We start from the raw sequence: 25,842 nt of genomic DNA, 5'->3' as shown, positions 1-25,842 counted from the left end.
TGATTTGCCGTTGGGGCCGGGCTAGCTGAAGCGGCACTGTGCTACCGCGCCGCGGCCGTCTTGTTCAGCTTGGAATGCTTGAAACCGTAGTTGAAGTAGATGGCTAGGCCGATAATCAGCCAGGCGCCGAACAGCAACCAGTTGCTTATGCCCAGCTGCGTCATCAGGTAAAGGTTGGTGAGCAGGCCGAGCACGGGCAGCAGGGAGAGGTTCTTGCGAAACGATACCACAGCCACCCACACGCAGGCAATCAGGAACACGAGCATCGGAATCTGGTGGCGGAAGCCTTCGTAGCCCTCGGTGAAGCTCACCAGCCGGAAGAACTCGTTGATGTTGTCGCGGTTGTACACGAACACCAGCCCACCGACGATGAGCAGCAGCAGCGGCACCAGCAGGCGCCCGTTGAGGTAGGGCACCTTGAAGCGGGCGTTGCTCGTGCCGTGCGGGTCGATGACGAGGATGCCGCCGCACACCAGCGCGAAGGCGAACAAAGTACCGATGCTCGTCAGGTCAATCACCAGGTCCATGTTCAGCAGCAGGGCCGGCACGCCCACGAAGAAGCCCGTCACGACGGTCGAGAACGAGGGCGTGTGGAACTTGGGGTGCACCCGGGCAAACACCTTGGGCAGCAGCCCGTCGCGGCTCATGGTCATCCAGATGCGGGGCTGCCCGATCTGGAACACCAGCAGCACCGAGGCCATGGCCAGCACCGCCGACACGGCTACCACGCCACCCAGCCACTCCACGCCCACCTTGTTGAACACGTAGGCCAGCGGGTCGCCCACGGCCAGCTCCTTGTAGTTCACCATGCCCGTCAGAATCAGGGTGATGATGACGTAGAGCACCGTGCAGATAATCAGCGAGTAAATCATGGAGCGCGGCAGGTCGCGCTGCGGGTTCTTGCACTCCTCGGCCGTGGTGCTGATGGCGTCGAAGCCGATGTAGGCGAAGAACACGGCCGACACGCCCTTGAGTACGCCGCCAATGCCGTTCGGGGCGAAGGGGCTCCAGTTTTCGGGCTTCACGTAAAAGGCGCCGACCAGGATAACCACGGCCACCACGGCCAGCTTGAGCACCACCAGCAGGTTGGAGGCATTCTTCGACTCTTTAATACCCACGTACACCAACGCGGTAATAGCCAGGGTGATAAGCCCGGCCGGCAGGTCGATAACCAGGCGCAAGCCGCCCGGCAGCTCAGGCGCGGCGGCCCAGGCTTTGTAGCCTTCCAGCTGCGCGGCCGAGGCTTCGGCCAGCGGCTTGCCGGCCTGCATCAGGGCCAGCACCTCGTTGTAGTACTTGTGGGCACTCTGCATGCCCATGGTCAGCCAGATGGGCACGTGCACCCCCACGCCCTCGAGCAGGCCGGTGAAGTAGTCCGACCAGCTGATGGCCACCACGATGTTGCCCACGGCGTACTCCATGATCAGCGCCCAGCCGATAATCCAGGCGGCCAGCTCCCCGAAGGAGGCGTAGGCGTAGGTGTAAGCCGAGCCCGACACCGGAATGGTAGCGGCGAACTGCGCGTAGCACAGCGCCGAAAAGGCGCAGGCAATGGCGGTGAAGACAAACAGCAGCGACACGGCCGGGCCGCCGTCGTGGGAGGCGTTGCCGATGGTGCTGAAGATGCCCGCCCCGATGACGGCCGCAATGCCCAGCGCGGTCAGGTCGCGCACCGTCAGGTGGCGGGCCAGGCTATGCTCGCCGGGGTGCGAGCCGTGCAGGTCTTCGTCGGCCGGGGGGTTGGCCAGCAGGTCGGATAGCGCCTTACGCCGAAACAGGCCGGCGGTGCGCGTGGGAGGAAGCGTAGAGGGAGGCAAAGCGGGGAGAATAGGTTTTGGAGGCCCAAAAGATAGAAAATAATGCGGCGGCGTTGCGCGTTGGGCTTATCGGCCCCTCCGGCTCCGTGCTAGCGTTGGGTTGATTGTCAGCCGCTTATTACATACTTGCCTCCCATGGCTGCGTCCTTATCCGTTCCCCAGCCTTGCCCCGCCAACTGGGAGCAGATGACGCCCGTGGCCGGTGGCCGCTACTGCGGCAGCTGCGAAAAAATGGTGGTCGACTTCACCGGCATGAGTGACCCGGAGCTGCTCGGCTGGTTTGCCCGCCCCACCAACCGGATCTGCGGCCGCTTCCGCCCTGGGCAGCTTGGCCGCCCGCTTTCCGTCCACCCACAGGCCGTGCCACCGCGCTGGCCGGCCTGGCTGGCGGCCGGGGCCTTGCCCTAACGCTGCAGGCACTAACTCCCAGCCACGCCGCGGCCCAGCGCCTAGACCGGCCCTACCAAAAGTTGCAGCCGCTGCTGATCCGGCCACAGGCGCCACGCCCGGCCGCCCCTGCGCCGACCGAGTCAGCTGAAAGCCAGCCCAATGAACTAGAGGTATGGGCACAACCACAGACGCAGCTAACGATACTGGGCGGCGCGGTTTCCGTTGGGGTCCACATCATCCTCCCGGAGCCGCCGCAACGTACCCCCTTGCTGCAACTGGAAGACTGGCTGCGCTGACTGCCGGGCAGCCACGGGACAGGCCGACTACGCGCCGGGCCTAACCGCCCGCGCCCGCATTGCGTACCTTGCGCGCCCTCATTCCCCTTTTATGCGCTTTTTCAATTTATCAGCCCGTAGCAGCCGGGCTTATTTACGTGCTTCTATTACCTGCCTGGCCCTCGGAGCGGCCTGGCTGACCAGCTCGGGCTTCCGCCCCGCTCCTGGTGCCTCGCCGGCTGCTGCCCACTCCGCCCTGCTCCCGGATACAGTGGCCCGGCAGCTGCGCGGGCGCGTGTTCGACGCCTACACCCAGGAGCCCCTACCGACGGCCTCTCTGTGGCTGAAGCGCCTGGCGCTGGCCACCCAGAGCGACGAGCAGGGCTACTTCACCTTCGACCTGACCGCTGAGCAGCTGGCCACGACGCCCGTTGATACCCTGCAAATCCAGGTTCGGGCGTTTCGGCCCCAAGCCTTGCCGGTGGCGTTTCTGGAGCGCCCTGCCGACTCGCTGCTGCGCCTGCTGGTGCAGCGCGACTCCGTGGTAACCCAACCCAAGCCTCTGCCAGCCCTGCCCCGGCGCGAAGTCCGCCGCCTGGGCAAAACCTCCTCCCTGCCCCGGCCCCAGCAGGGCCCGCACTAAATAGCCGGGTGCTTTGATTGGCCCCGCCAGTCGAAACCTTTCGCCCGCGCCGCGGCTTATCCATCCCGATGAACAAGCTGCTCTCGGCCGCCACCGCCCTGCTCCTGCTCACCGGTCCCACCGGATGTATCCTGAAGCCCACCACCCGCCACGACACGTCTGAGGACCGCGCCCAGCTGCCGCGTGAAGAAGCCGTGCACGTGCGCAATTCCGTGGAATGGTGGTACTTCACCGGTCACCTGCGCGACCAGCAGTCGGGCGAGCAGTACGGCATCGAGTACGTGTTTTTTCACTTCAACCCCTCCGGCAAGCGCGACTACCTGATGGTGAACGTGGCCGTGACGGACCCGAAGCAGCAGCGCTTCCACTACGACTACGCCCTGCAGCCGCAACGCCGCATCCTGCCCGATTCGCTGCCCATTCGTCTGCGCCTGCCCAAGGCTGAGCAACTTTGGTCGCTCGACGGCCAGGAAGGCCGCTACCAGCTCAAGGCCGGCCTGACCACTCACCCCGGCACCGGCTTTGAGCTGACCACGACCCCGGCCAAGCCCGTGCTGCTGCACGGCGGCACCGGCTACGAGCAGTACGGGCCCGTGGCCAAGGCCGGCTACTACAGCTACCCCCGCCTCAGTACCACCGGCACGCTGACCCTCGACGGGCAGGCCCGCTCCGTGAGCGGCGAGCTGTGGTATGACCGGCAGTGGAACTGCGGCAGCGTCAACAAGCGCCACATTGCCTGGGACTGGCTCAGCATTCAGCTGCACGAAACGCGCGACGACCTGATGCTCTACACCGTGCACAACAAGAAAACCCAGGAGCGGATCGGCGGCGGTTCACTTTTCGGGCCGCAGGGCGAAAACCAGCACCTGGAAGCCAAGGATTTCCAGCTGGAACCCATCGACCACTGGCAAAGCCCGCGCACCGGCAGCCGCTACCCGGCCCGCTGGCGCGTGCGCGTGCCCGCCAAAGGCTACGACCTCACCGTGGAGCCGCTGGTACCGGAGCAGGAGCTCAGCCTGAAGCTGTTCAAAGCCCTGCCCCCGCTCAACTACTGGGAAGGCATGTGCCGCGTCACAGGCACCCACCACGGCCAGCCCGTGACGGGCAACGCCTACGTGGAAATCACCAATAGATAGAGCTTGGAAGCGAGAACGTAGATCAATGGTGGCTTAGTCGTTCTAAGTATTTGGCTCTCAGCTTCCTGATCTAAGATCTCACCCGTTCAGCAGCACCCGGAACGTGGTGCCCTTGCCCACCTCCGACCAGCGCACGTACAGCCGACCGTTGTGGTAGTTCTCGATGATGCGCTTGGCCAGGGCTAGTCCCAAGCCCCAGCCCCGCTTTTTGGTGGTGAAGCCCGGCTGAAACACCGTTTCGAACTTGCTTTTGGGAATGCCCTTGCCCGTATCGGTGATGTCGAGGGCAATCTGCTTGTTGTGGCGCCCGCCGTGGCGGATGACCATGGTGATGGAGCCGCGGCCGTCCATGGCGTCCACCGCGTTTTTGCAGATGTTTTCAATGACCCATTCCAGCAGCGGCACGTTTACCTTGGCCGTGGCGCCGGGCTCCAGCAGGCTTTCTACTTTGAAAGCCACCTTGCGCGACACGCGCACTTTCAGGTAGTCCACCGCTCGTTCGGCCACATCGCGGATGTCTTCGTCCTTCAGGATGGGCACCGAGCCAATGTTGGAGAAGCGCTCCGTGATGATCTGCAGACGCTTCACATCCTTGGCCAGCTCCTCGACCACCGGTTCGCCCTGGAAGCGCTCCGAGGACTGCATGTAATCCTGCCAGGCCATCAGGCTGCTCAGCGGCGTGCCCAGCTGGTGGGCCGTCTCCTTGGCCAGGCCCACCCACACGCGGTTCTGCTCGGCCCGGCGCGAGGTGCTGAACACCAGGTAGGCAATGACGCCCAGGGAGGCAATAACGGCCAGCTGCACCAACGGGTAGGTGCGTAGCTGGTTCAGAATCAGCGAATCCTTATAATAAATATACTGCCGCACGCCCATCCCGATTTCCACGACGATGGGCGGGTGCTGCTCCTTCATATCGGCTATCTCGCTGCGCAGCAGCGCGTCCTTGCGCAGTTCGTTCAGATTCTCGGGAATCGTCAGGTTGCGGTAGTCGATGATATTGCCGTCGCCATCGGCCAGAATCACCGGAATCGTGCGGTTGGCGTCGATAATCTCGGTTTTCAGGAAGGCCGTGTTCACGTCTTCCACTTCCGTGCTGATCAGAAAGCGGAGCGTGCGGGCGTACAAGTTGATCTGCTGCTGTTCGCGCTCGGAGAGGCGGCGCACCAGCAGGTTGGTATAAATCACGGTGACGGCGCCGATAACCAGCGCCAACACCACGATGAGCAGCTTGATCCGGGATTTTTGGTCGTAAATGGGGAGCACAGACGAAGGAATAGCGCCGCAACGGGCAACCAATCAGCCACCTTGAACGCGTACACGGACTGCGAAAGTACGCAGCCAAGGCCGCCACCGATGCCCAAGCCGCTGGTTCCACCGGCTCAACGCTTCGCGCCGCCTGCTAAAAGCTGCGCCCATCTTTCCTCGTGGCCCCACCCGCCGCTTTTTCTCACATCATTGGGCGATTGACGCCGCGCTCCGGGCGGTCTACCTTTAACCCGCTGCTGCCAAGGCGCTTTGGCAGGGCGCCGCGCAAATGATTTTTGTCAGTTGCCCGAGGCCTTAACCCGGTTTAACCCGCCAAAAACGCAGTTCACCCCGGCATCGAACCTCCGTACATGGTTTGGGGTTTTTACCCTAGCAAAATGCACCGTAATTTTGCATTCCACTTCTACGTCGCCCGTAGCACCAGCTATGACCCACCCGTTTAAGGCCGTAGGGCTATCCTATAAAACCGCACCCCTCGCGATTCGCGAGCTGATTGCGTTGGATGAACTGGCCTGCCGTCGCTTTCTCGACACGCTGCACCAAGAGCTTGGCCTCTCGGACCTGCTCGTGCTGAGCACCTGCAACCGGACCGAAATCTACTACGCCGCCGAACGCGACCAGAGCCCCGCCATCATCGAGGCCCTCGGTCAGCTCAAGGGCGTGGCCGACATTGCCAACTATTACGAGTACTTCACCGTCCGCAACACCTGCGACGACGCGGCGCTGCACCTCTTCGAGGTGGCCATGGGCCTCGACGCGCAGGTAGTGGGCGACCTGCAGATCAGCAACCAGGTCAAGCAGGCCTACCAGTGGTCGGCCGACGCCGACGCGGCCGGCCCCTTCCTGCACCGCCTGCTGCACTCGGTGTTCTTTACCAACAAGCGCGTACAGCAGGAAACCTCGTTCCGCGACGGCGCCGCGTCTACCTCCTACGCCGCCGTGGAGCTGGTGGAAGAGCTGACCGCCGACGTAGCCAACCCGCGCGTGCTGGTGGTGGGCCTGGGCGAAATCGGCGCCGACGTGTGCCGCCACCTCGCCGGCAACAAAAGCTTTGCCGACGTGACCATCTGCAACCGCACCCGCTCCAAGGCCGAAGCCCTGGCCGCCGAGTGCGAAGGCCTGAAGGTCATTGACTTTGAAAACCTGGCCGAAGCCCTGCAGGATTCCGACGTCATCATCTCCTCCGTTGCCCGCGACACGCCCTACTTCACCGTCGACATGGTGGAGCGCCTGGAGGTGCTCAGCTACAAGTTTTTCATCGACCTGGCCGTGCCGCGCAGCATCGAGGCCGACGTGGAGCAGGTGCCGGGCGTACTTCTCTACAACATCGACGCCATCCAGAGCCGCGCCACGGCCGCCGTGGAGCGCCGCCTGGCCGCCGTGCCGCAGGTGCGGGCCATCATCCGCGAAACCCTGGCGGGCCTCGACGAGTGGAGCCGCGAAATGCTGGTGTCGCCGGTGATTCAGAAAATCAAGGGGGCCCTGGAGCAGTTGCGCCAGGAAGAACTGGACCGCTACCAGAAAAAAGTATCGACCGAAGAAGCCAAACGCCTCGACGACATCACCAAGTCCTTGATGCAGAAGATCCTGAAGCAGCACGTGCTGCAGCTCAAGGCCGCCTGCAAGCGCGACGAAGCCGATCAGGTTATCGACGTGCTCAACGACCTCTTCGACCTGGAGCGGCAAGCGGCCACGGCCTAGCTGCTTTCCCTGTCCCCTGTGATGTAGCGCCACCGCCCGCCCGCGGTGGCGCTGTCGTTTGCGGGCTGGGCTATCTGCCGGAAGAACCTGGCAAAGGTAACTCGCCTGAACAAGCACGAAGGCCCTGCTCCGTGGGTAGAAGCAGGGCCTTCGTGCTGGAAAGCCAATGAGGAAGCCTTCTCCTTACATCGTATCGCAACACCCCTCGAGCGTGTCAATCACGTCGAGCAGCTTGGGAATGGATAGGGAGTAGTAGATTTTGGTGCCGACCTTAAACGACGAGAGGATGCCGCGGTCTTTTAAGGTGATAAGGTGCTGAGAAGCTATGGCTTGTGGTAATCCGAGCGTGCGGTAGATTTCCGTCACGGTCATTTTATCTTCTTTACCAAGCAAATCAACGATGGCCAGGCGCTTGGGGTGAGCCAGCACTTTGAGCATCGCGGCAGCCTTATCCACTTTCTTCGATTCTACGCGCGAAAGCAGTGGTTTCATGGAGACGACAAGAGGTGGAATTAGGACTCCGTGGCAATACGGTAAGCGTAATACGTGCTACCTATACTCTAAAGTTCCTATACAACGGCGCTTTTTGACTCATTCCGGGACTACTAGCTTTGCCTGAGGGGTTTGCTGGACCCGGTTTCGGCCTATTGCCGCGGTGGCCGTACCTTTGGCCGCCGGCCACACGGAGCGTCTTCCGGCCTTGGGGCGCGGCATCCCATTCTCCCTCCCACCCCCTTCCTTACCCGCTGAGCATGCGCGACTTACTGGCCACCTTCGAAAACAAGCGTCCCGAAATTGTCTTTGAGTGGAAAGATTCCGAAACCGAGGCCGAAGGCTGGGTCGTCATCAATTCCCTGCGCGGCGGCGCGGCCGGCGGTGGCACCCGCATGCGCAAGGGCCTCGACAAGCGCGAGGTGGAAAGCCTGGCCAAGACCATGGAGGTGAAGTTCACCGTGTCGGGGCCGGCCATCGGCGGGGCCAAGTCGGGCATCAACTTTGACCCGCAGGACCCGCGCAAGCGCGGCGTGCTGGAACGCTGGTACCGCGCCGTGATTCCGCTGCTGAAAAACTACTACGGCACCGGCGGCGACCTGAACGTGGACGAAATCCACGAAGTCATTCCCATCACCGAGGACTACGGCCTGTGGCACCCGCAGGAGGGCATCGTGACGGGCCACTACCGCGCCAGCGAGCCGCAGAAGATCCAGAAAGTGGGCCAGCTGCGCCAGGGCGTCATCAAGGTGGTGGAAGACGAGCAGTACACGCCCGACCGCGCGCGCCGCTACACCGTGGCCGACCTCATCACCGGCTACGGCGTGGCCGAGGCCGTGCGCCACTACTACCAGCTCTGGCCCGGGCAGGACGTGGCCGGCAAGCGGGCCATTATCCAAGGCTGGGGCAACGTGGGCGCCGCCGCCGCTTACTACCTGGCCCAGCAGGGCGCCCGCATCACCGGCATCATCGACCGGGCCGGGGGCCTGCTTAAGCCGGAGGGCTTCGCCTTCGAGGAAATCAAGGACCTGATGCTGAACCGCCAGGGCAACGCGCTGACCGGCGACAACCTCCTCTCCTTCAACGAAGTGAACAAGCATATCTGGTCGTCGGGCGCCGAAATCTTCGTGCCGGCTGCCGCTTCGCGTCTCGTCACGCGGGAGCAGGTGGAGCAATTGCTTGCGGGCGGGCTGGAAGTCATCAGCTGCGGGGCCAACGTGCCCTTCGCCGACCCGGAAATCTTCTTCGGCCCCACCGGCGAGTACGCCGATGCCCACGTGGCCCTGGTGCCCGACTTCATTGCCAACTGCGGCATGGCGCGCGTGTTTGCCTACTTGATGGAAACCAACGCGGAAATCACGGACCAGGCCATTTTCAGCGACATCTCGCGCACCATTCAGCGCGCCCTGGAGCGCACCCACGCGCAGGGGCGCGACTTGCACCTGGCGCGCACTTCGTTTGAGCTGGCACTGCGCCAACTGGTGTAACCCAAACTATATTGGAATAGCCAACCATGAACGTCATGCTGAACTTGTCGAAGCATCTCTCCCGCTTCGTTCGGACGAAATCGTTCGGGAGAGATGCTTCGACAAGTTCAGCATGACGTTCTTTCTACTTCGTTCAACGTCAGCCCGCGAGCTGCTTTGACGGCGCGCAGCATGACGTGCGCTTTGAATCTATCAGCATGAACACCAAACAGCTTTTGAATCAGGAGTTCTTCGGCAACAGCCTGGGCCAGTACATGGTCTGCGGCATTATCCTGCTGCTGGGCTTCGGGTTGCGGCGGCTGCTTTCGCGCATCGTTTCCAAGGTTTTCTACCGCGTCATCAAGCGCTACACGGTGGGGGTGACGGAGCAGGAACTGAACGCGCTGCTGATTCAGCCCCTGTCGGTGGTGCTGTTTCTCTTCACCCTGTTTCTGGCCTTCAACGTCCTCAACTACCCCGTTTCGGTAACGGAAGACCTGGCCCGCAACGAGCCCTGGGTAAAGAAGCTTGCCTTTGCCCTGTACCAGATGGGCGTCATCTGGGCGCTGGCCTGGGTGGTGCTGCGCCTGATCGATTTTGCCGAACTGGTGTACCGCCGCCGGGCCGAGCTGCTGACGGCCGTCAACACCCGCCTCGACGCGCAGTTTATCCCCTTTGCCAAGGACTTCGTGAAGGTGATGATCCTGATTTTCGCCTTCCTGGTGATGCTTGGGCAGGTATTCAACGTCAACGTGACGGCACTGATCGGCGGTTTGGGCATCGGCGGCTTGGCCGTGGCCTTCGCGGCCAAGGAAAGCTTGGAAAACCTGATTGCCTCCTTCACCATTTTCCTCGACCGGCCCTTTCAGGTGGGCGACCTGGTGACCGTGGGCGGCATTACGGGCACCGTGGAAAAGGTAGGCTTTCGCAGCACCCGCCTGCGCACAGCCGAGAAAAGCTACGTCACGGTGCCTAACAAGTCCATGATCGACAAGCCTCTGGACAACCTCTCGCTGCGCACCGCCCGGCGCGTAGGGTTTACCCTCAATTTCGGCCACGAAACCTCCCGCGACCAGCTGCTGGCCATTGCCAATGAGCTGCGCGACTACCTGCGGGGGCACACCTTGGTGATTCCCGAAGAGGTGCAGATCAAGCTGGCCGCCCTCACACAGTCGGGCCGCGACCTGACGGTGCAATATTTCGTGCAAGCCGACAGCTACGAGCAGTACCTCGACGTGAAGGAGCAAGTAAACTACCGCATTCTGGAAATCGTGGAAGCCCACGACGGTATCTTCGCCACCAACACCACCGTCGTGCGCATGATTGCCGACCCGGGCATTACCTCTGGCACTACCCAAAGCGCCGACAGTTCGGTGCTGTAGGCCTGGGCACCGCCGACGCTGTGGCAGGCCGCAACCGGTGCGAAAGAACATTGCCGGCGTTGCCGCCGGAAACCGAAAAGGCCGGCTCCTGGTAGGAAGCCGGCCTTTTTCGTTGTTGTTCGGTCGCAAAAGCCGGTTTAGCGGCCGCCCAGCAGGCCGCCCAGCATCCCACCCAAGCCGCCACTCATCAAGCCGCCGAGCCCGGCGCCACCGTTGCTGCGCGGGCCCATCTGCGGATTGCCGCCCAGGCCGCCGAGCACGCTCATCAGGCCGCCCAGGCCGCCACCGGGCACGCCGTAACCAGCCGGACGTGTGCCCAGGCCGCCGCCCCCTCCCATGGCGCCCATCAGGCCGCCCAGGGCGCCGCTGCCCATCAGGCCACCGAGCAGGCCGCCGAGGCCGCCCATGCCGGCGCCGCCTCCGCCCATCATACCGCCGAGGCCTCCGCCGCTCATCATACCGCCCATGCCACCACGGTTGCCGCCCATCACGCGCGACAGCACCATGGGAGCCGCCACGGCCAGCAGGCCCGTCAGGGCCGCTTGTGGCGGGATGCCCACCGAGCGCAGCTTGTCGCCAAGCGAGTCCATCAGCCCCTGCGGGGCCTGCTCGGGCTGCTGCGCCTGCGCCTGCTGGGTTTGGGCTACCACGTTCTCAATGGTCTGCACCTGCTGTTGGTTGACGCCCAGGTAAGTCGAGATTTTGTTGACCATGGCCTCCTCATCGTTGGCGTACGCCCCGTCGGCGCGGGCAAAGCCGATCAGGTCCGTTACCAGCGAATAGCGCAGGTTGCTGTTGCGCAGCTGGTCGAGGTTGGCTTTGATGGCTTCGTTGGAGGAGTCCTGCGCCGCTTGCATCACCTGTTGGGTGCTTTGCGGCGAAAGGCCCATCACCTGCGCCATTTGCGTGAGAAACTCCCCTTCGGCCTGCGAGGCCTGACGGTCGGCGGTGGCCATGCTGGCAATGACGCTCAGGTAAGCGGTTTTTTCCGGCTCGGAATACTGGCTGAATACTTCTTCGGGCTGCATGAGATGAGGTGTTTGGAGGAAAGGTGGGAAAGTCGCGTTGCGAATGTTGACCTTAACGCAGCCGTGTCCTCAAATGTTGATCCGCTGCTGCTCACCGGGACGAGCCTTCCCGCCCTGCCAGTGGGCAAGCCTCCTGAGTCAGGCGGTGCTTTCGTTTCCGTAAGCGCCATCCATTTCATTCTCCGCAAGCTATTTTTTGGCCCTGATTCTGAAACGCTTGCCCCAAAAACACTCTGAAATGCGCACGGGAAGTTGCGCTTTTCAAAAACACCCGCCATATTTGCACTCACAAACGGGGTTTACCTCGGATGTCAGATGGGGGATTAGCTCAGCTGGTTCAGAGCATCTGCCTTACAAGCAGAGGGTCGGCGGTTCGAACCCGTCATCCCCCACCACTGAAAGACAGCCACTTAGTTACCTAACTGAGTGGCGTTTTTATTCTCGCTTTCACAGCACTGCGGGCTTCGGCTCGTGTTTTCCGGGAGGTTAGCTCAGTTGGTTTAGAGCGCTTGCTTCACACGCAAGAGGTCGAAGGTTCGAATCCTTTACTTCCCACCACGCTCAACAGCCACTCCGTCGCAAGACCGAGTGGCTGTTTTGCTTTTGCGCTACCTCCCGGATTCAGCTTCGGTCAGCCGACTTGAGCTCCGCGCCTGACGCAGCCGCCACCAAGTGACAATAGGAAAGAGTACGAAAGCCGGTTCGGCAAACAGGCGCCAGCGGTAGCCCACGAAGAACAGCAGGCTCAGCAGGAGCACTACGGCGGCCGGCAGCAGTAGCAGGGCATCGTCGGGCTGGAAGCGCAGGCCGCGCCAGCGCAGGGAGGTGGCCAGCAGGCTGAGCAGAAAAGCCAGGTGCACGGCTGCCGTTACGGGGTGGTAGCGGGTGTGAAAGTCGTTGGCCACAAAGTTTTCGGGGCTGAAAAAGGCCCGCAGCTTGCGGCCTAGCAGACGTACTTCGGCGGCGGGATGCGAGGCTACCCAGTGCCGGGCCAGCCGTGCCCGCGCCTGGCTTTCCTGGTACTGATCCAGCGCGGGCAACTGCGGCAACTCGCGCCGCACCCAGCGGGCGAAAGGCCGACCGGGCTCGTCCCAGTCGAACATGAAACGGCCCTGCGTGACAGGATTGTGGCCCTGTAGCAGCTCAAAGCCGGCCTGGGTGCTCAGCACGTAGGCCCCAAACAGCCGGTGGTTCTTAAGCAGGATGGGCAGGTGCAAAGCCAGCGTCAGCCCCAGCGTGAGCAGGGCCGGCCCACCGGCCCGGCGCAGGGCGGCCGGCCCCTGGCGGTAGCTGCGCGCCAGGACCACGGCAAACAGCAGCCCGTACACGGCCAGCAGGTAGCCGCGCAGCAGGCACGACCCAACGACGACGACGGCCAGCAATACGGCCTTACCCGGCGGCAGCGGCCGTCCTCCGAGCAGGCGCAACAGCTGGTACGTAATCCACACCAGCGCCGGCAGGCAGAGGTTTTCGTACCAGAACCAGGCGCCGATGTACCAGAGCACCGACGGATATAGCGCCAGCAGCAGGCCGCCGGCCCAGGCCGGCGCCGGCAGCACACGGTACCAGCGCAGGATGCGCTGCGCGTACAGCCAGGTCACCACGCCGCCAGCGGCCATCAGCAGGTAGAGCGCGGCAGTGAAGTAATGCTGCGGCAGCCCTACCGAAAACCACGCCGCGTACACCCACACCGGAAACGTCGCGTGGAAAGCATCGGGTCGTAGCTCCTGGCGCGCGGCATCGAAGCTCACGTAACCGCGGCCCTGCAGCCAGTTTTGGGCAATGCGGGCGTTGCGCACTTCGTCCCAGTTCCACTCCAGGCCGGGGTTGTTGTGCCACAGCAGGCCGAGCCGCAGCGCAACCAGCAGCAGGGCCAGAACCCAGAAGGCAAGGGGCAAGCGACGAAGCATACCGGCGAAGGTACGGCTGCCGGGCAAAGACCGGCCCGCTCGGCGCCGCTACCTTTGCGCCGCCTCTCCACTGCTTCGCTTGCCTGCCCATGCTCCGCTCCCTGCTTCCCGCCTCCCGCCTTGGCCGCTGGCTGGTGCCCGCCTTTTTCCTGGGCGTGCTGCTGCTGGGTGCGCTGCTGCACGGCGACTACGGCGTGTCGTGGGACGAGCCGGTGGACCGCCTGAACGGGGTCGTCAATGCCAAGTACATTGCCGAGCGCCTCGCGCCCGAGCTGGCCCGGCGGCAGGCCAACTACACCCTCATTCCCGAGTTGGCGACTTACCCCGACCAGGACCACGGCGTGGTGTTCGAGCTGCCGGCCGCGCTGCTGCAAAAGCTCCTGCGCATCGAGGAGCCCCAGCAGATCTACGCGACCCGCCACCTGCTGATCTTTCTGCTGTACGCGGGTGGGCTGCTGGCCTTCTACGGGTTGGCTCGCCTCCGCTTCCGCGACTGGCGGCTGGCCCTGCTGGGCACAGCCGTGCTGCTGCTCACTCCGCGCCTCTTCGCTGATGCGTTCTACAACGCCAAAGACGGGCTGTTCCTCGCGTTTTTCACCGTGGGCATGTACGCCCTGGCACGGCTGCTGCGGCGGCCTTCGCTGGCGCGTGGGGCGTGGCTGGGCGTAGCCATCGGCCTGACCATTGCCTTGCGCGTCAACGGGGTGCTGCTGCTGCCGCTGCTGGGCCTGGGGCTGGCGTTGTGGCTTTGGGCGCGGGGCTGGCGCCATCCCAGCACTGCCCGTCTGCTGCTCGCCGCTGGGCTGGGGCTGGCCGTCTGCGCGGGCGTGACCGTTCTGTTCTGGCCCTACCTCTGGGAGCAGCCTTGGGCACACCTGCTGCAGGCCTTCCAAAACTTCAGCCGCTTCCCGCGCGGGGCCACCAGCGTGCTGTACGGTGGCGGCTGGGTGTCAGCGCTGGAATTGCCGTGGCACTACGTGCCCCGTTGGCTGCTGATTACCACCCCGCTGGCCTACACGGCCGGCTTCGCGCTGGGCGCCCTGGCGTGGCTGGCCCGGTACGTTTCACGTGCACGGCGCGTGCTGCGCAGCTACCCCGGCTGGCTGGATGTGCTGACGGGCGCCTGGCTCCTTGGTCCGCTGGTAGCGGTGGTGGCCTTCCGGTCGGTGCTCTACGATGGCTGGCGGCACCTCTACTTTATTTATCCGGCCTTCGTGCTGGCGGGGCTGCACGGCGTGCAGCTGCTGCTGCGCTGGCGGCGGCAATGGCAGCGGCCCGGCCTGCGTCTTACGGCGGCCGGCATCGGTAGCGTACTGCTGCTCGGCGCCGCCGAGCCGGTGTGGCGCATCATCCGCGACCATCCGCACCAACAGGTGTACTTCAGCCTGCTGGCCCCCGAAACCATCGAGGCTGGCTACGAGCGCGACTACTGGGGCCTCACCTACCGCCACGGGCTGGAGTGGATCCTGCAGCACGACCCGGCGCCGCGGGTAACCATCAACTCGTACCGCCCTGAGCCGGTGTACAATAACATGCAGATGCTGCCGCCAGAACAGCGCCGCCGCGTGGCCCACATCTATGGCGGGCAGGCCGAGTACTTCATTACCAACTACCGCTGGCACCCCGACACCTACGCCGACTCCATGGGCCGGGAGGTATACCAGTTGCGCGTCAACGGGCTGAAGGTCCTGTCGGTGTTTCGGCGGGCGCGGCCGTAGCAGCCAGGGCGAGCAGTTGGACGTGCAGGGCCAGCACCTGCGGCAGCACCAGCTGCGCGTCGTCGTTGCGGATGACGTAGTCGGCGCGCCGCAGCTTTTCTTCCTCGCTGAGCTGTTTGCCAATAATGTTGAGCACGTCCTGCGCGGTGCGGTGCGGGTCGCGCTGAAGCACGCGCTGCTGCCGGATGGCCTGCGGCGCGTACACGGTGATGATGCGGTCCAGCTGCTGCCAGGAGCCCGACTCGTAGAGCAGGGCGGCCTCCTTCAGCACGTAAGCGTGGCCGGCGTGCGCCTGCGCCGTCGCCCAGGCCGTGAAATCGTGGCCGACGCGCGGGTGTACCAGGCCATTGAGCCGGGCCAGCTGTTCGGGGTCGGTAAAAGCACGTTGGGCCAAGTAGGCGCGGTTGAGCCCTTCCGCCGTATAGGTATCGGGGCCAAAGGCTTCCTGCAGGCTGGCGCGCAGCACCGGGTCGTGGTTCATTACCCACTTGGCGCGCGTATCCGCGTCGTACACGGGCACGCCGAGCAGGGCGAAGAGGCGGCAGACCACCGTCTTGCCCGAGCCGATACCGCCGGTGATACCAATTTTGAGCATGGCTTAAGGGTTGGGCTCAGGCTCGGCGGGCAGCACCCGCACCACCGACGCCTCGATGCGGGCGCCGCGCACGGTGTACGGCAGGGGCCGGAACAATAGCTGCACGGTGGAATCCTCGGGGCGCAGCTGCCGATAATCGGCAAATACCTGCACCTGGCTGAAGTCGATGCGCGCCGAGTCTTCGGGGAAATATTCTACGGCGACCCGCACTTGCGCCGGCCGCAGCCGCAGGCTGCTGTCAGGCGGGAAATGGTGCAGCGTGGGCGTCACGAGCACCTTGCGGGTGAGCACCTCGCGCGGCTGCAGCTTCACCCGCACTTGCTGCACGTCGGTTTCCACCAGAGCCGGCCCGCCGATGGGCACCATGATGCTCCCGTCGGAGGAGCCAGCCGGAGCCTTAGGCAGGTGCACTTGGTAGTAGTTGGGCCAGGTATTCAGGGTGCTGGCGGGGCCGCGGAAGGTGACCGTGGCCGGCTCGAAGCGCGCGGCGAAGGGCAGCGCTTTGCCGTCAGGGCCCGGGCTCAGACGCAGAGGTAGCTCCCGCGTCACCAGTTGATCGAACTCGAAGTAGACCGAATCGGTGAGCACGGCGTTGAGCTGCAGCCCGTCCATGGCCCCGATCAGCCCCGGCCGCAGGGCGCCACCGGGTACGGCCCCACTGCCGCCCGGCCGGCGCACGATTACTTCGGCCGGCCGGATGTCCAGCCCGAGCGTGTTGCGCAGCAGCTTCCAGCCGCGGCCGGTCACCTGCACTTCCACCCGCTCGGGCAAGGGCCGCACCGGGATGAAGCGCACTTCATCAAAATACCACTGCAGCGGGTAGCTGATGCGCGTGGTGTAGGTTTTGTTGAGCGCGTTGAGCAGCCACAGCACCACGGCGGCCAGAAAGCACGCCGTTACCACCCGCCAGAAGCTGCGCTCCGGCTCCGACAGCGGCCGGACAAACCAGCGGGCCAGGGAACGGGCAGCTTGCAGGGGCATGGCACGGGGATTAGACGTGTAATATAACGCCTTACGCGGCCGATTCGCCGGCGGGCTTCACCTGCCGGGCCACGGCCGTGCGGTCGAAGGTCAGGCGCGTGCCCTTGTCCACCTCCAGCGTCACTTTGTCGTCGCTCAGCTCCACCACGCGGCCGTGCAGCCCGCCGATGGTCACCACCTGCGCGCCCTTGCTCAGCCCTTCGCGAAGCTTTTTGGCCTCGGCCGAACGCTTCTGCTGCGGGCGGATCATGAAGAAGTAAAAAACGCCCAGCAGCAGCAGCGGAAACAGGTACTGCAGGGGGCTGTTAGAGCCCGCCGGGACTTGGAGAAGAAGCGAAAGGAGCATAAGATGAGGTTGGGAGTTTAAAAACGAATGAGTTAGGAAATTGACGAGCTTACTCAGCAACCCCCTAACTCATTCGCCTTCCGCCGGCGTTTACTGGCGTACCGGGCCGGCCGCGCCATCGAGGATGTTGCCCTTGATGGTAATCTGCGTGGTGCTGGGCTGGGTGTTGGCCGTGATGGTCACCGACTTGTTTTGCATGCCCGACTTGCCGTGCGAGTCGAACTGCACCTGGATGGCGCCCTTCGCGCCGGGGGCCACCGGATCCTTGGGCCACTCCGGTACGGTGCAGCCGCAGGAGGCTTGGGCGTTGTCGATGAGCAGCGGCGTTTTGCCGGTGTTCGTGAATTCGAAGGTGTGCTTCACGATGTCGCCCTGCTTGATGTCACCGAAGTTGTACTCCGGCTCGGCAAAGGTCATCACCGGCGCATTGGGGTTCGGGGCAGCGGTTTCGCCGGCCACATTGGGGTTGTCCACCGTGGGGTTGGCGGCATCGGCAGCCTGGGTAGCGGCGGCGTTCATGCCGGTTTCGCCCACTTCGGTTTTTTCCTGCGAGCAGGCGCCCATCGACAGCAGGCCAACGGCCAGCAGGGCGGAGAACAGAGTGCGTTTCATGGAATCAGCTAATTGGAAAATGCCGCGCCAGCCGGGCCGGTTGTGCGGAGGGTTTCATTGCCAAAGATACGGCAATGGGCAGAACCGACAGAATGCGAAAAGAACGTCCTGCCAAGCACCGCCGCGAACCCCTGCGCGCTGACGCCCAACAGTAAGTCCGATCATCGGGACCTTACCGGCGGGCGGTGGGCGCGGGATTCTTCGGCCGGGCTCGGCAGGACGTTCAGGAGGCTTCTGAGGGTTCTACTTGAGGTTGTTGATGACGTTTTGGGCAAACTGCTGCGTCGAAGCCGGGCCACCCAGGTCGCCGGTGCACTGCTCCTTGTGGCGCAGCGTCTCGTTGAGCGCGGTTTCGATGCGCACGGCGGCTTCCTTTTCGCCCAGGTGCTCCAGCATCAGCAAGGCCGAGCGCAGCAGGGCGGTCGGGTTGGCAATGCCCTTGCCGGCAATGTCGGGGGCCGAGCCGTGCACGGCTTCGAAGATGGCCATGTTGTCGCCGATGTTGGCGCCCGCCACTACTCCAAGGCCGCCCACGAGGCCGGCGCAGAGGTCGGAAAGGATGTCGCCGAACAGGTTGGTCGTCACAATCACGTCGAACTGCTCGGGCTTGGTCACGAGCTGCATGCACATGTTGTCGATGATCTTGTCCTCGTACTGCACCTGCGGAAACTCGCGCGAAGCTTCCTGCGCGGCGTTGATCATCAGCGTGCCGGCCATTTTCAGGATGTTGGCTTTGTGAGCCAACGTTACCTTTTTTCGTCCGTGCTTGGCGGCGTAGGCGAAGGCAGCGCGGCAAATTTTGCGCGAGCCTTCCACCGTGATGCGGTTAAAGGAATCGGCAATGCCGTGCTGCTCGTCGTACACTTCCAGCCCGGAGTAGAGCCCCTCGGTGTTCTCACGGAACAGCACAATGTCCACGTCCGAGTAGCGCGAGGCAATACCCTCGGTGGTTTTGGCGGGGCGCAGGTTCTGGTACAGGTCGTACTTCTGGCGCAGCGACACGTTGATGGAGCGGAAGCCCTTGCCTACCGGGGTGGTGATGGGGCCTTTCAGCGCCACGCGGTTTTTTTCGAGCGAATCGAAGAGAGCCTGCGGCAGCAGCTCCCCCGACTGGTCGAAGGTGGTCTGGCCGGCGTTCTGTTCTTCCCACTGCACGGGAACTTGCGCGGCGGCGAAAATATCCTGCACGGCGCGGGTGATTTCGGGGCCGATGCCGTCGCCGGGGATGAGGGTGATGGTATGCATGACGAGGAGAATGGGCATAAAGGGAATGTGCAGCATGTGGAACATGGGATTACGGTGCTAGTCGGGGAATGAGCACCGTAATCCCACGTTTCACATGCTGCACATTCCAGGTTATAGCGCCGTCCGGCGCGAGTTGATCTGGTTGATGAGCTGGTCCACGTCGCCGAGCAGCTGTTCGGCTTTGTCCTTGGCGTCGCGGATGACGCGCTGGCCTTCGGCCCGGGCCGACGAAGGACCTTCCTCCACCCGGCTGGTCACCAGGCTTTCCGTGAGGTCGGCCAGGATTTCGCGGTAGCGCTCCAGCTGATAGCTCAGCCAGTTACGCGTTTCGCGGCCTTTCTCGGGCGCGTACAAAAGGGCGACGGCGGCACCGGCCAGGGCGCCGGTCGTGAAGCACAGAATGCCGGTAGTGGTTTTGCTAGCCATGGGGCGGAGCGAAAAGAGGGAATGGAATGCGCGGGCAAGGTAAGAAACCTAGCAGCACAACGGTACCCCTGGCATGGGGGTTGCCGCCACGCCGCGGCTTCTTTACTGATTGTCCAGCAGCCCGCGGCCCGATTTGCGGATGGCCCCGCTGGCCATCAGGTCCTGGGCCAGCTTGTCGAGGATGCCGTTGACGAACTGCTTGCTCTTGGGCGTGCTGTAGAGCTTGCTGATTTCGATGTACTCGTTGATGGTCACCTTCACCGGGATGGAGCGGAACAGGTGCATCTCGCAAAGGGCCATCTTCAGGATGATCTTATCGAGCAGGGCCACGCGCTCCACGTCCCAGTTCTGCACGGCCCCGCTGATGAGCTGCTCGTAGCGGGCGTCTTCGGCCAGGGTCTGCTTGTAGAGCGTTTCGGCAAACTCCTTGTCTTCCTGCCAGTTGGCCGACAGCGAAAGCAGCTCCATGTTCTCGTCGGTGCTTTCCTCCAGCATCTTGAGCGTCTTCACCACCAGGTTCTTGACGATGCTGCGGTTTTCCTCCCAGTTCAGGTCCTGCTCCTCCAGCAGGTTCGGAATGGCCTCTCCCTTGAAGATGAAGGTCTTGTAGATGTACTTGAGGATTTCCTGATCGGCGCCATAATCACGAGCACCTTCGTCGCCGGCCGGGGCGGCCAGGTAGCTGCGCAGCTCGGTGTCGTTGCGCATCTCGTTGCGCCAGGCCAGGCGCAGGGCTTCCATCTCGTCTTCGCCGGCCCACTGCAGGGTGCGGCGAATGGTCTGCTCCTGCAGCTGCTTGTTGTCGGCAATTTTCTGCAGCAGCGGGTTTTGTTCCAGCTTGGTGGTGTCTACCTGGTCGGTGGCGGCCGTAAAGCGGCGGGCTTCGCGGCTGCGCTCCTCCTCCAGCACCTGGCGCAGGGCCGCGGGCAGGTTCAGCAGGTGCAGGTACTGGTCATGGATGCTCTCGGTGGCGTGCAGCATCTGGTTCAGGTAGAAGGTAGTTTCCTTCTGCACCTGCTTTTTGTAGTACCCGATGGCGTCGCGCACGGCGTCGTTCACCTCCTTGTTGTCCAGCTGCTCGGGCTCTTCCGTGCCGCCGGCCTTGTGCCACTCGCGGAAGCCCGCTTCCGACATCTTCTGCTGGCCTTGCAGCAGGCGGCGGTCCTGGGGCACCATGGAGTTCAGGTCGGGCTGGAAAGCTTCGCCAATGCGGTCCAGGGCCAATAAGTAGTCTGACGACACGGCCTGGTCGTAGGCGTAAAGGGCCTGCATGACTTTGATGCGAAGCGTACGGCGGTTGAGCATGGGTAGGGGTTGTCAGTTGCGAGTTGTCAGTTGCCAGTGCCCGTCAACGAAGCTGACCGACAACTGACAACCGACAACCGACAACTTAATTAGTACGTCGATTTCACCCGACCGATGGCAGCAATGCGCTGCTCGGCTTGGCGAATGGCGGCCTGCTGGGGGTGCGAACCTTCAGCGGCAGCCTTCTCCAGTACCTGGAGGGTGTAATCGTAAATTTTTTCAGTCTGGTTCAGGGCGCCCTGGCGGCTGGAGCCCACTACTTCGGAGTAGACGTTGATCAGGCCGCCGGCGTTGATGAGGAAGTCCGGGGCGTACACGATGCCGCGCTCCACCAGGGCCGGGCCGTGCACGCTTTCGTCCTTGAGCTGGTTGTTGGCGCAGCCCGCCACCACGGCGCAGCGCAGCCGGTCGATGGTTTCGTCGTTCAGGGTAGCACCCAGCGCGCAGGGCGAGTAGATATCCACGTCCTGGTCGTAGATGTCGTCGAGGCCGACGACCTGGGCGCCGAAGCGGGCACCGGCTTCCTCGGCGCGCTCCTTGTAGTAATCGGTCAGCACGATGTGGGCGCCCTCCTTGGTGAGGTGCTCCAGCAGGTAGGTGCCCACGTGGCCCACGCCCTGCACCGCGATGCGCTTGCCGGCGAGGCTATCCGAGCCGAACGCCTTCTTGGCGGCGGCCTTCATGCCCATGTAGGTGCCGTAGGCCGTCACCGGCGACGGGTCGCCCGAGCCGCCCATGGATTCGGGCAGGCCGGCTACGTGCTTGGTTTCCATGCGGATGTATTCCATGTCCTTGGTGGTCATGTTCACATCCTCGGCGGTGATGTACTTGCCGTTCAGGTTCTGCACGAAGCGGCCGAACTTGCGCAGCAGCGCCTCGTTTTTCTGCGTTTTGGCGTCGCCGATGATGACGGCCTTGCCACCGCCCAGGTTGAGGCCCGAAATAGCCGCCTTGTAGGTCATGCCGCGCGAGAGGCGCAGCACGTCGTTCAGGGCTTCGGCTTCGGAGGCGTAGTGCCACATGCGCGTGCCGCCGAGCGCCGGACCGAGCACCGTGTTGTGGATGCCGATGATGGCGCGCAGGCCGGTCTCGTGGTCGTGGCAGAACACCACCTGCTCGTGCTGATAGTCAGCAATCTGGCCGAAGATGCTGGTCTCGGGCAGGGCTTGAATCTCAACCATGGGAAAAAGTTTGTGGGAATGGGTAGGGAGAAAGATGGGGCGTGTTGGTTATCGACCCGGTGACCCGCAGCATTCCGCACTAATGGGAGTCGTGGCCGGTTTCTGACTACTGACTTCCCACTACGCAGTACCTTTGGCCACCGCTCCGAAACCGGGTGCAAAGGTAACCCGTTTTTCCGACTACGCCCACCGGCAACGTTGCCAAAGCAGGCCCCTCCGGCCCTGGTTTCCCCCGGCTTACCGGCTCTTGGCCGGCCCTGTTTTCCGCCTCTCCCCGCCCCCACGTGAAAGCCCTCCGCGCAACCGACAAGTACCTGATCCGCTACAAATGGCACTTCCTCGGCGGGGTGCTGTTCGTGGCCCTGAGCACGCTGCTGGCCATTTTTCCGGCCCAGGTGGTGCGCTACGCCTTCGACCTGGTGCAGGAGGGCATCGACCTTTACCACCTCTTCGCCGGCACCCGGGCCCAGCAGGAAATCTACTCGCTGTTCGGGCGCAACATCATCCTGTACGGCACCATTATCATTGTGCTGGCCCTGCTGCGCGGCGTGTTTCTCTTCTTCATGCGCCAGACGCTCATCGTGATGTCGCGCCTGATCGAGAACGACCAGAAAAATGAGATTTACCAGCACTACCAGTCGCTGCCGCTGAGCTTCTACCGCCGCCACAGCACCGGCGACCTGATGTCGCGCATCTCCGAGGACGTGGGCCGGGTGCGCATGTACATCGGCCCGGCCATCATGTACTTCATGCAGCTGGTGCTGCTGTTCATCCTCATCGTGCCGCTGATGCTGGTGGTGAACGTGAAGCTGACCCTGCTCACGCTGCTGCCGCTGCCCATCCTGAGCGTGAGCATCTTCTACGTCAACGGCCTGATCGAGAAGAAGTCCGACGAAATTCAGAAGGCGCTGGCCGGCATGACGACCTTCGTGCAGGAGGCGTTTTCCGGCGTGCGCGTCATCAAGTCCTTCGTGCGCGAAGTCGATTCGCACCGCAACTTCACTGCTGCCTCCGACGAGTACCGCAGCAAGTCGCTGAGCCTGAACTTCGTCAACTCCCTGTTCTTTCCGCTTATTCTGTTCCTGGCCGGCGTCAGCACCGTCGTCACCGTCTGGATCGGCGGGCAGGAAGTTATCCGCGGCACCATCACCACCGGCACCATCGCCGAGTTCCTGATCTACGTGAACCTGCTGACCTGGCCGGTCACGGCCCTGGGTTGGACCTCGTCCCTGGTGCAGCGCGCCGAGGCGTCGCAGGCCCGTATCAACGAGTTTCTGAACCAGAAAACCGACATCGTCTCGCGCCAGCACCTGGAGCAGCCCATCCAGGGCGACATCGTATTCGAGCATGTATCCTTCGTGTACCCCGACACGGGCATTCAGGCGCTGCAGGACGTGTCGTTCCGCATCCGGCCGGGCCACACGCTGGCCGTCATCGGCAACACGGGCTCGGGCAAAACCACCGTAGCCAACCTGCTCTGCCGCCTCTACGACGTGACCGAGGGCCGCATCCTCGTCGACGGCGTCGACGTGCGCGACTACACCCTCACGTCGTTGCGCAGCCAGATCGGCTACGTGCCCCAGGATGTGTTCCTGTTCTCCGACACCATTGGCCGCAACATCGCCTTCGGCCTCGACCACAGCACGCAGGCGCAGATTGAGCAGGCGGCCAAGGACGCCGACGTATACGAGAATATTACGCGCTTCCCCGAGGGCTTCGACACGAAGGTGGGCGAACGGGGCATCACCCTTTCCGGCGGGCAAAAGCAGCGCGTGAGCATTGCCCGGGCCCTCATCAAGGAGCCCAGCATCCTGATCCTGGACGACTCGCTCTCGGCCGTGGACACCAAGACCGAAAACGCTATCCTGGCCAGCCTGCAGCGCATCATGCAGAACCGCACCAGCCTCATCATCTCGCACCGCGTGTCGTCGGTGAAGCTGGCCGACCACATCCTGGTGCTCGACGACGGCCGCATCGTGCAGCACGGCACCCACGAGGAGCTGATGGCCGATGCCACTGGCCTGTACCGGGCGCTGTACGAGCGGCAGCTGCAGAGCGAGGAAGCCTGATGAGCAATACGGCTACGCCCGCCTACCAGCAGGGTTGCCCCCAACTGTTCATTGCTCATTGTTAATTGTTCATTGAAAAAGCAGTTCCGCCGCCCGCTGCCCGCTCCGGGCGCCCATGGCCACACCCATACCGTTGCAGCGCAGCGCTCCGTAGATGCCCGGCGCCAGCTCGCCGATAAACGGCTCCAGCTCCTGACCGAAGCCCATCACCCCGCTCCAGCGGTAATCGATGGCCACCGGGCGGCCGGGCAGAATTACTTCGCGTAGCAGCTGTTCCAGCCGCTCCTGCACCAGCGCCGTGAGGCCCGGCTCGGTGGTGGCTTCGGTCGCGAAATCGAGGTGGCGGCCGCCGCCCAGCAGCAGGCGGTTGCCCGCGACGGGCCGGAAGTAATAGTAGCCGTGGTCGTAGTGAAAGGTGCCGGGCAAGTGCAGTCCGGGCACGGGCGCCGTCACCAGCACCTGCCCGCGGCCGGGCACCACGTCGAGCCGCGGGAAGAATTCCCGGCTGAAGGCGTTGGTGGCCAGCAGCACCCTTCCGGCCTCGATGTCGACCAGGGGCGTGCGCAGCGTCGCGCTGGCCGATCGGCTTTCCAGGGCCGTTACGGGCACCCCGTGTAGTACCACCACGCCCTCCTGCCAGGCCAGCCGCAGCAGCGCGTGCATCAGGCAGCCGGTGTCCAGGGCGCCCTCGGCCACGTTTTCGAGCACGCTGTGCACCCCGGCGAAGCCGAACGCTGTCAGCCGCTCATCCCCCACACGGAAGATTTCCGGCTCTCCGATGACGGGCGCCAGCAGCGCATTGTAGTAATCCAAACGGGTCCGGCAATGCTCAGCCAGCCCGGCCTCGGCGTGCCGAAACAGCTCAAAACCGGCCAGCGGCTCGTAGCCTATGGCCGCGTCGCCGAGCAGTTCACGCAGCAGCCGCAGCCCCTCCCAACGGTAGCGCACCACCGCCAGCAGCGCCTCCGTGCCACCCTTCTTTTCCTGCTCAATGAGCTCCGAAACGCTGCCGAAGCAGGCAAAGCCGGCGTTTTTGGTGCTGGCTCCGTTCGGCAGCACGTCGCGCTCCACCACCAATACCCGCGCCGTGGGCCGGCGGCGTTTGGCAAAGATGGCCGCCGTGAGGCCTACCAGGCCGCCGCCGACCACGGCCACGTCGAATCCTTCCAGAAAAGACTGTTTTTCCCAGTACGAGAGCAGCGCGGGCATATAACAGAATCGGCTAAGACGCACAAAAGCCTCCCCGCCGATCCGGCAGGGAGGCCAAAAGTACATCCGGCAAGCCGGCCGCTATTTGCCGACCGAGACGCGGCGCATAAAGGTTTTGTCGGCTACGGTGCAGCGCACCACGTAGCTGCCGCCCGGCAGGTTGCCCAGCGGCACCGACATGGCCACGCCGTTGGCCGACAGGGCCTTGGTCAGCACCGGCCGGCCGTCGGCATCGTTGATTTCCAGCTGCATCGGCCCCTTGGCGTTGGTGCGCACGCGCAGGGTGTTGTTTACCGGGTTGGCCTCGACGCTGAAGGTAATGTTTGGGCCGTCTACTTTCTTCTGCACCGTGTCCGAAGTAATCAGCGCGGGCTTGGGCGTAGGCGTGGTTTGGGCCTGGCTGATCAGCGGCAGGGCCAAAAGAGTAGTTACGTAAAAAAACGCTTTCATATGGTGGAGTCGACGGCGTTTCGGCGGCGCAAGATAAGGCTTTTGCCGCCTTGAGCGGTGGCTATCAGCCCCCAACGCTTCCGAACGTCGACGTAACGCGGCGGGAGCCAAAATTCGTGCCGCGTTACGGGCCTATTCCCGCATAAAATTTTCTGCAACGATTGTTGCACAACTGTCGATTAGCCGTGTACATTTGCAC

General features: G+C 63.6%; 23 protein-coding genes and 2 tRNA genes. 10 read left to right on the top strand and 15 right to left on the bottom strand.

Annotation, left to right across the window (positions count from 1 at the left end; genetic code table 11):
- Positions 1–41 precede the first annotated feature (41 nt).
- Positions 42–1,817, bottom strand: coding sequence for an amino acid permease (locus tag ACYVKQ_RS04425; protein ID WP_460576010.1), 1,776 nt, complete (start codon positions 1,815–1,817; stop codon positions 42–44).
- A gap of 135 nt (positions 1,818–1,952) precedes the next feature.
- Here ACYVKQ_RS04425 and ACYVKQ_RS04420 point away from each other — a divergent pair, with 135 nt between their 5' ends.
- The 3 genes from ACYVKQ_RS04420 to ACYVKQ_RS04410 all read left to right on the top strand — a co-directional run bounded on the left by ACYVKQ_RS04420 (position 1,953) and on the right by ACYVKQ_RS04410 (position 4,261).
- Positions 1,953–2,225, top strand: coding sequence for a hypothetical protein (locus ACYVKQ_RS04420; protein ID WP_460576008.1), 273 nt, complete (start codon positions 1,953–1,955; stop codon positions 2,223–2,225).
- A 369-nt stretch (positions 2,226–2,594) separates the two neighbouring features.
- Positions 2,595–3,125 carry a peptidase associated/transthyretin-like domain-containing protein gene (locus ACYVKQ_RS04415; protein WP_460576006.1) on the top strand — a complete coding sequence of 177 codons (531 nt, stop codon included), beginning with the start codon at positions 2,595–2,597 and terminating at the stop codon, positions 3,123–3,125.
- A gap of 68 nt (positions 3,126–3,193) precedes the next feature.
- Positions 3,194–4,261 carry a lipocalin family protein gene (locus ACYVKQ_RS04410; RefSeq protein WP_460576004.1) on the top strand — a complete coding sequence of 356 codons (1,068 nt, stop codon included), beginning with the start codon at positions 3,194–3,196 and terminating at the stop codon, positions 4,259–4,261.
- A 78-nt stretch (positions 4,262–4,339) separates the two neighbouring features.
- Here the strand turns inward: ACYVKQ_RS04410 and ACYVKQ_RS04405 are convergent, their stop codons facing one another.
- A complete protein-coding gene (locus ACYVKQ_RS04405) occupies positions 4,340–5,524 on the bottom strand; it encodes a sensor histidine kinase (RefSeq protein ID WP_460576002.1) in 1,185 nt (394 codons plus the stop codon).
- Between the two features lie 429 nt (positions 5,525–5,953).
- Here ACYVKQ_RS04405 and hemA point away from each other — a divergent pair, with 429 nt between their 5' ends.
- Complete coding sequence (gene hemA / locus ACYVKQ_RS04400) at positions 5,954–7,228, top strand: glutamyl-tRNA reductase (protein ID WP_460576000.1); 1,275 nt, start codon at positions 5,954–5,956, stop codon at positions 7,226–7,228.
- A gap of 183 nt (positions 7,229–7,411) precedes the next feature.
- Here the strand turns inward: hemA and ACYVKQ_RS04395 are convergent, their stop codons facing one another.
- Positions 7,412–7,720 (bottom strand): ArsR/SmtB family transcription factor, encoded by a 309-nt coding sequence (locus ACYVKQ_RS04395; RefSeq protein WP_059071745.1) that lies wholly within the window; start codon positions 7,718–7,720, stop codon positions 7,412–7,414.
- Between the two features lie 260 nt (positions 7,721–7,980).
- Here ACYVKQ_RS04395 and ACYVKQ_RS04390 point away from each other — a divergent pair, with 260 nt between their 5' ends.
- Positions 7,981–9,207: a Glu/Leu/Phe/Val dehydrogenase dimerization domain-containing protein gene (locus tag ACYVKQ_RS04390; protein ID WP_460575998.1), complete on the top strand. Its 1,227-nt coding sequence runs from the start codon at positions 7,981–7,983 to the stop codon at positions 9,205–9,207.
- Positions 9,208–9,404: 197 nt separating this feature from the next.
- Complete coding sequence (locus ACYVKQ_RS04385; protein ID WP_460575996.1) at positions 9,405–10,568, top strand: mechanosensitive ion channel family protein; 1,164 nt, start codon at positions 9,405–9,407, stop codon at positions 10,566–10,568.
- Positions 10,569–10,705: 137 nt separating this feature from the next.
- Here the strand turns inward: ACYVKQ_RS04385 and ACYVKQ_RS04380 are convergent, their stop codons facing one another.
- Positions 10,706–11,596: a TerB family tellurite resistance protein gene (locus ACYVKQ_RS04380; RefSeq protein ID WP_460575994.1), complete on the bottom strand. Its 891-nt coding sequence runs from the start codon at positions 11,594–11,596 to the stop codon at positions 10,706–10,708.
- 317 nt (positions 11,597–11,913) lie between these two features.
- Between ACYVKQ_RS04380 and ACYVKQ_RS04375 the strand changes: the two genes are divergently transcribed.
- Both ACYVKQ_RS04375 and ACYVKQ_RS04370 read left to right on the top strand, forming a co-directional pair.
- Positions 11,914–11,991, top strand: a tRNA-Val gene (locus ACYVKQ_RS04375).
- An 85-nt stretch (positions 11,992–12,076) separates the two neighbouring features.
- Positions 12,077–12,154, top strand: a tRNA-Val gene (locus ACYVKQ_RS04370).
- A 50-nt stretch (positions 12,155–12,204) separates the two neighbouring features.
- Here ACYVKQ_RS04370 and ACYVKQ_RS04365 read toward each other — a convergent pair.
- Complete coding sequence (locus ACYVKQ_RS04365) at positions 12,205–13,506, bottom strand: hypothetical protein (RefSeq protein ID WP_460575992.1); 1,302 nt, start codon at positions 13,504–13,506, stop codon at positions 12,205–12,207.
- A gap of 89 nt (positions 13,507–13,595) precedes the next feature.
- Between ACYVKQ_RS04365 and ACYVKQ_RS04360 the strand changes: the two genes are divergently transcribed.
- Positions 13,596–15,224, top strand: a complete 1,629-nt coding sequence (locus ACYVKQ_RS04360; RefSeq protein ID WP_460575990.1) for an ArnT family glycosyltransferase — start codon at positions 13,596–13,598, stop codon at positions 15,222–15,224.
- Here ACYVKQ_RS04360 and coaE read toward each other — a convergent pair.
- The 8 genes from coaE to ACYVKQ_RS04320 form a co-directional block, all read right to left on the bottom strand.
- Positions 15,178–15,819, bottom strand: coding sequence for a dephospho-CoA kinase (gene coaE / locus ACYVKQ_RS04355; protein WP_460575989.1), 642 nt, complete (start codon positions 15,817–15,819; stop codon positions 15,178–15,180). The two genes, ACYVKQ_RS04360 and coaE, sit on opposite strands and share 47 nt — an antisense overlap.
- Positions 15,820–15,822: 3 nt before the next feature.
- Positions 15,823–16,800, bottom strand: coding sequence for a YbbR-like domain-containing protein (locus ACYVKQ_RS04350; RefSeq protein WP_460575986.1), 978 nt, complete (start codon positions 16,798–16,800; stop codon positions 15,823–15,825).
- A gap of 31 nt (positions 16,801–16,831) precedes the next feature.
- Positions 16,832–17,146 carry a preprotein translocase subunit YajC gene (gene yajC / locus ACYVKQ_RS04345; protein ID WP_460575984.1) on the bottom strand — a complete coding sequence of 105 codons (315 nt, stop codon included), beginning with the start codon at positions 17,144–17,146 and terminating at the stop codon, positions 16,832–16,834.
- A gap of 90 nt (positions 17,147–17,236) precedes the next feature.
- Entirely contained in the window at positions 17,237–17,758 is a 522-nt protein-coding gene (locus ACYVKQ_RS04340; RefSeq protein ID WP_460575982.1) for a DUF1573 domain-containing protein, read from the bottom strand.
- Positions 17,759–18,001: 243 nt separating this feature from the next.
- Complete coding sequence (locus ACYVKQ_RS04335; RefSeq protein WP_460575980.1) at positions 18,002–19,048, bottom strand: isocitrate/isopropylmalate dehydrogenase family protein; 1,047 nt, start codon at positions 19,046–19,048, stop codon at positions 18,002–18,004.
- A 66-nt stretch (positions 19,049–19,114) separates the two neighbouring features.
- Entirely contained in the window at positions 19,115–19,429 is a 315-nt protein-coding gene (locus tag ACYVKQ_RS04330) for a YtxH domain-containing protein (protein ID WP_460575978.1), read from the bottom strand.
- 102 nt (positions 19,430–19,531) lie between these two features.
- Complete coding sequence (gene nusB, locus ACYVKQ_RS04325) at positions 19,532–20,734, bottom strand: transcription antitermination protein NusB (protein ID WP_460575976.1); 1,203 nt, start codon at positions 20,732–20,734, stop codon at positions 19,532–19,534.
- Between the two features lie 89 nt (positions 20,735–20,823).
- Complete coding sequence (locus ACYVKQ_RS04320; protein ID WP_460575974.1) at positions 20,824–21,915, bottom strand: Glu/Leu/Phe/Val dehydrogenase dimerization domain-containing protein; 1,092 nt, start codon at positions 21,913–21,915, stop codon at positions 20,824–20,826.
- Between the two features lie 284 nt (positions 21,916–22,199).
- On the opposite strand from ACYVKQ_RS04320, the gene ACYVKQ_RS04315 reads away from it, so the two are divergent.
- Positions 22,200–23,984, top strand: a complete 1,785-nt coding sequence (locus tag ACYVKQ_RS04315) for an ABC transporter ATP-binding protein (protein ID WP_460575972.1) — start codon at positions 22,200–22,202, stop codon at positions 23,982–23,984.
- A gap of 69 nt (positions 23,985–24,053) precedes the next feature.
- On the opposite strand, the gene ACYVKQ_RS04310 is transcribed toward ACYVKQ_RS04315, so the two are convergent.
- On the bottom strand, positions 24,054–25,193 hold the full coding sequence (locus ACYVKQ_RS04310; RefSeq protein WP_460575970.1) for an NAD(P)/FAD-dependent oxidoreductase: 1,140 nt from the start codon (positions 25,191–25,193) through the stop codon (positions 24,054–24,056).
- Between the two features lie 81 nt (positions 25,194–25,274).
- Positions 25,275–25,643 carry a T9SS type A sorting domain-containing protein gene (locus ACYVKQ_RS04305; protein ID WP_460575969.1) on the bottom strand — a complete coding sequence of 123 codons (369 nt, stop codon included), beginning with the start codon at positions 25,641–25,643 and terminating at the stop codon, positions 25,275–25,277.
- Between the last annotated feature and the right edge of the window lie 199 nt (positions 25,644–25,842).

This window comes from Hymenobacter coalescens, from assembly GCF_054783195.1.
The sequence above is the reverse complement of the archived record's forward strand: the minus strand, read 5'-3'. Positions and strand labels throughout refer to the sequence as shown.

What these genes read in the sequence shown, in the direction of transcription:
- ACYVKQ_RS04350 (WP_460575986.1), bottom strand. Translation starts at nt 16,800, where the DNA reads ATGCCCCTGCAAGCTGCCCGTTCCCTGGCCCGCTGGTTTGTCCGGCCG.
- yajC (WP_460575984.1), bottom strand. Translation starts at nt 17,146, where the DNA reads ATGCTCCTTTCGCTTCTTCTCCAAGTCCCGGCGGGCTCTAACAGCCCC.
- ACYVKQ_RS04330 (WP_460575978.1), bottom strand. Translation starts at nt 19,429, where the DNA reads ATGGCTAGCAAAACCACTACCGGCATTCTGTGCTTCACGACCGGCGCC.
- ACYVKQ_RS04365 (WP_460575992.1), bottom strand. Translation starts at nt 13,506, where the DNA reads ATGCTTCGTCGCTTGCCCCTTGCCTTCTGGGTTCTGGCCCTGCTGCTG.
- nusB (WP_460575976.1), bottom strand. Translation starts at nt 20,734, where the DNA reads ATGCTCAACCGCCGTACGCTTCGCATCAAAGTCATGCAGGCCCTTTAC.
- ACYVKQ_RS04390 (WP_460575998.1), top strand. Translation starts at nt 7,981, where the DNA reads ATGCGCGACTTACTGGCCACCTTCGAAAACAAGCGTCCCGAAATTGTC.
- coaE (WP_460575989.1), bottom strand. Translation starts at nt 15,819, where the DNA reads ATGCTCAAAATTGGTATCACCGGCGGTATCGGCTCGGGCAAGACGGTG.
- hemA (WP_460576000.1), top strand. Translation starts at nt 5,954, where the DNA reads ATGACCCACCCGTTTAAGGCCGTAGGGCTATCCTATAAAACCGCACCC.
- ACYVKQ_RS04380 (WP_460575994.1), bottom strand. Translation starts at nt 11,596, where the DNA reads ATGCAGCCCGAAGAAGTATTCAGCCAGTATTCCGAGCCGGAAAAAACC.
- ACYVKQ_RS04395 (WP_059071745.1), bottom strand. Translation starts at nt 7,720, where the DNA reads ATGAAACCACTGCTTTCGCGCGTAGAATCGAAGAAAGTGGATAAGGCT.
- ACYVKQ_RS04410 (WP_460576004.1), top strand. Translation starts at nt 3,194, where the DNA reads ATGAACAAGCTGCTCTCGGCCGCCACCGCCCTGCTCCTGCTCACCGGT.
- ACYVKQ_RS04420 (WP_460576008.1), top strand. Translation starts at nt 1,953, where the DNA reads ATGGCTGCGTCCTTATCCGTTCCCCAGCCTTGCCCCGCCAACTGGGAG.
- ACYVKQ_RS04305 (WP_460575969.1), bottom strand. Translation starts at nt 25,643, where the DNA reads ATGAAAGCGTTTTTTTACGTAACTACTCTTTTGGCCCTGCCGCTGATC.
- ACYVKQ_RS04335 (WP_460575980.1), bottom strand. Translation starts at nt 19,048, where the DNA reads ATGTTCCACATGCTGCACATTCCCTTTATGCCCATTCTCCTCGTCATG.
- ACYVKQ_RS04385 (WP_460575996.1), top strand. Translation starts at nt 9,405, where the DNA reads ATGAACACCAAACAGCTTTTGAATCAGGAGTTCTTCGGCAACAGCCTG.
- ACYVKQ_RS04340 (WP_460575982.1), bottom strand. Translation starts at nt 17,758, where the DNA reads ATGAAACGCACTCTGTTCTCCGCCCTGCTGGCCGTTGGCCTGCTGTCG.
- ACYVKQ_RS04320 (WP_460575974.1), bottom strand. Translation starts at nt 21,915, where the DNA reads ATGGTTGAGATTCAAGCCCTGCCCGAGACCAGCATCTTCGGCCAGATT.
- ACYVKQ_RS04360 (WP_460575990.1), top strand. Translation starts at nt 13,596, where the DNA reads ATGCTCCGCTCCCTGCTTCCCGCCTCCCGCCTTGGCCGCTGGCTGGTG.
- ACYVKQ_RS04415 (WP_460576006.1), top strand. Translation starts at nt 2,595, where the DNA reads ATGCGCTTTTTCAATTTATCAGCCCGTAGCAGCCGGGCTTATTTACGT.
- ACYVKQ_RS04310 (WP_460575970.1), bottom strand. Translation starts at nt 25,193, where the DNA reads ATGCCCGCGCTGCTCTCGTACTGGGAAAAACAGTCTTTTCTGGAAGGA.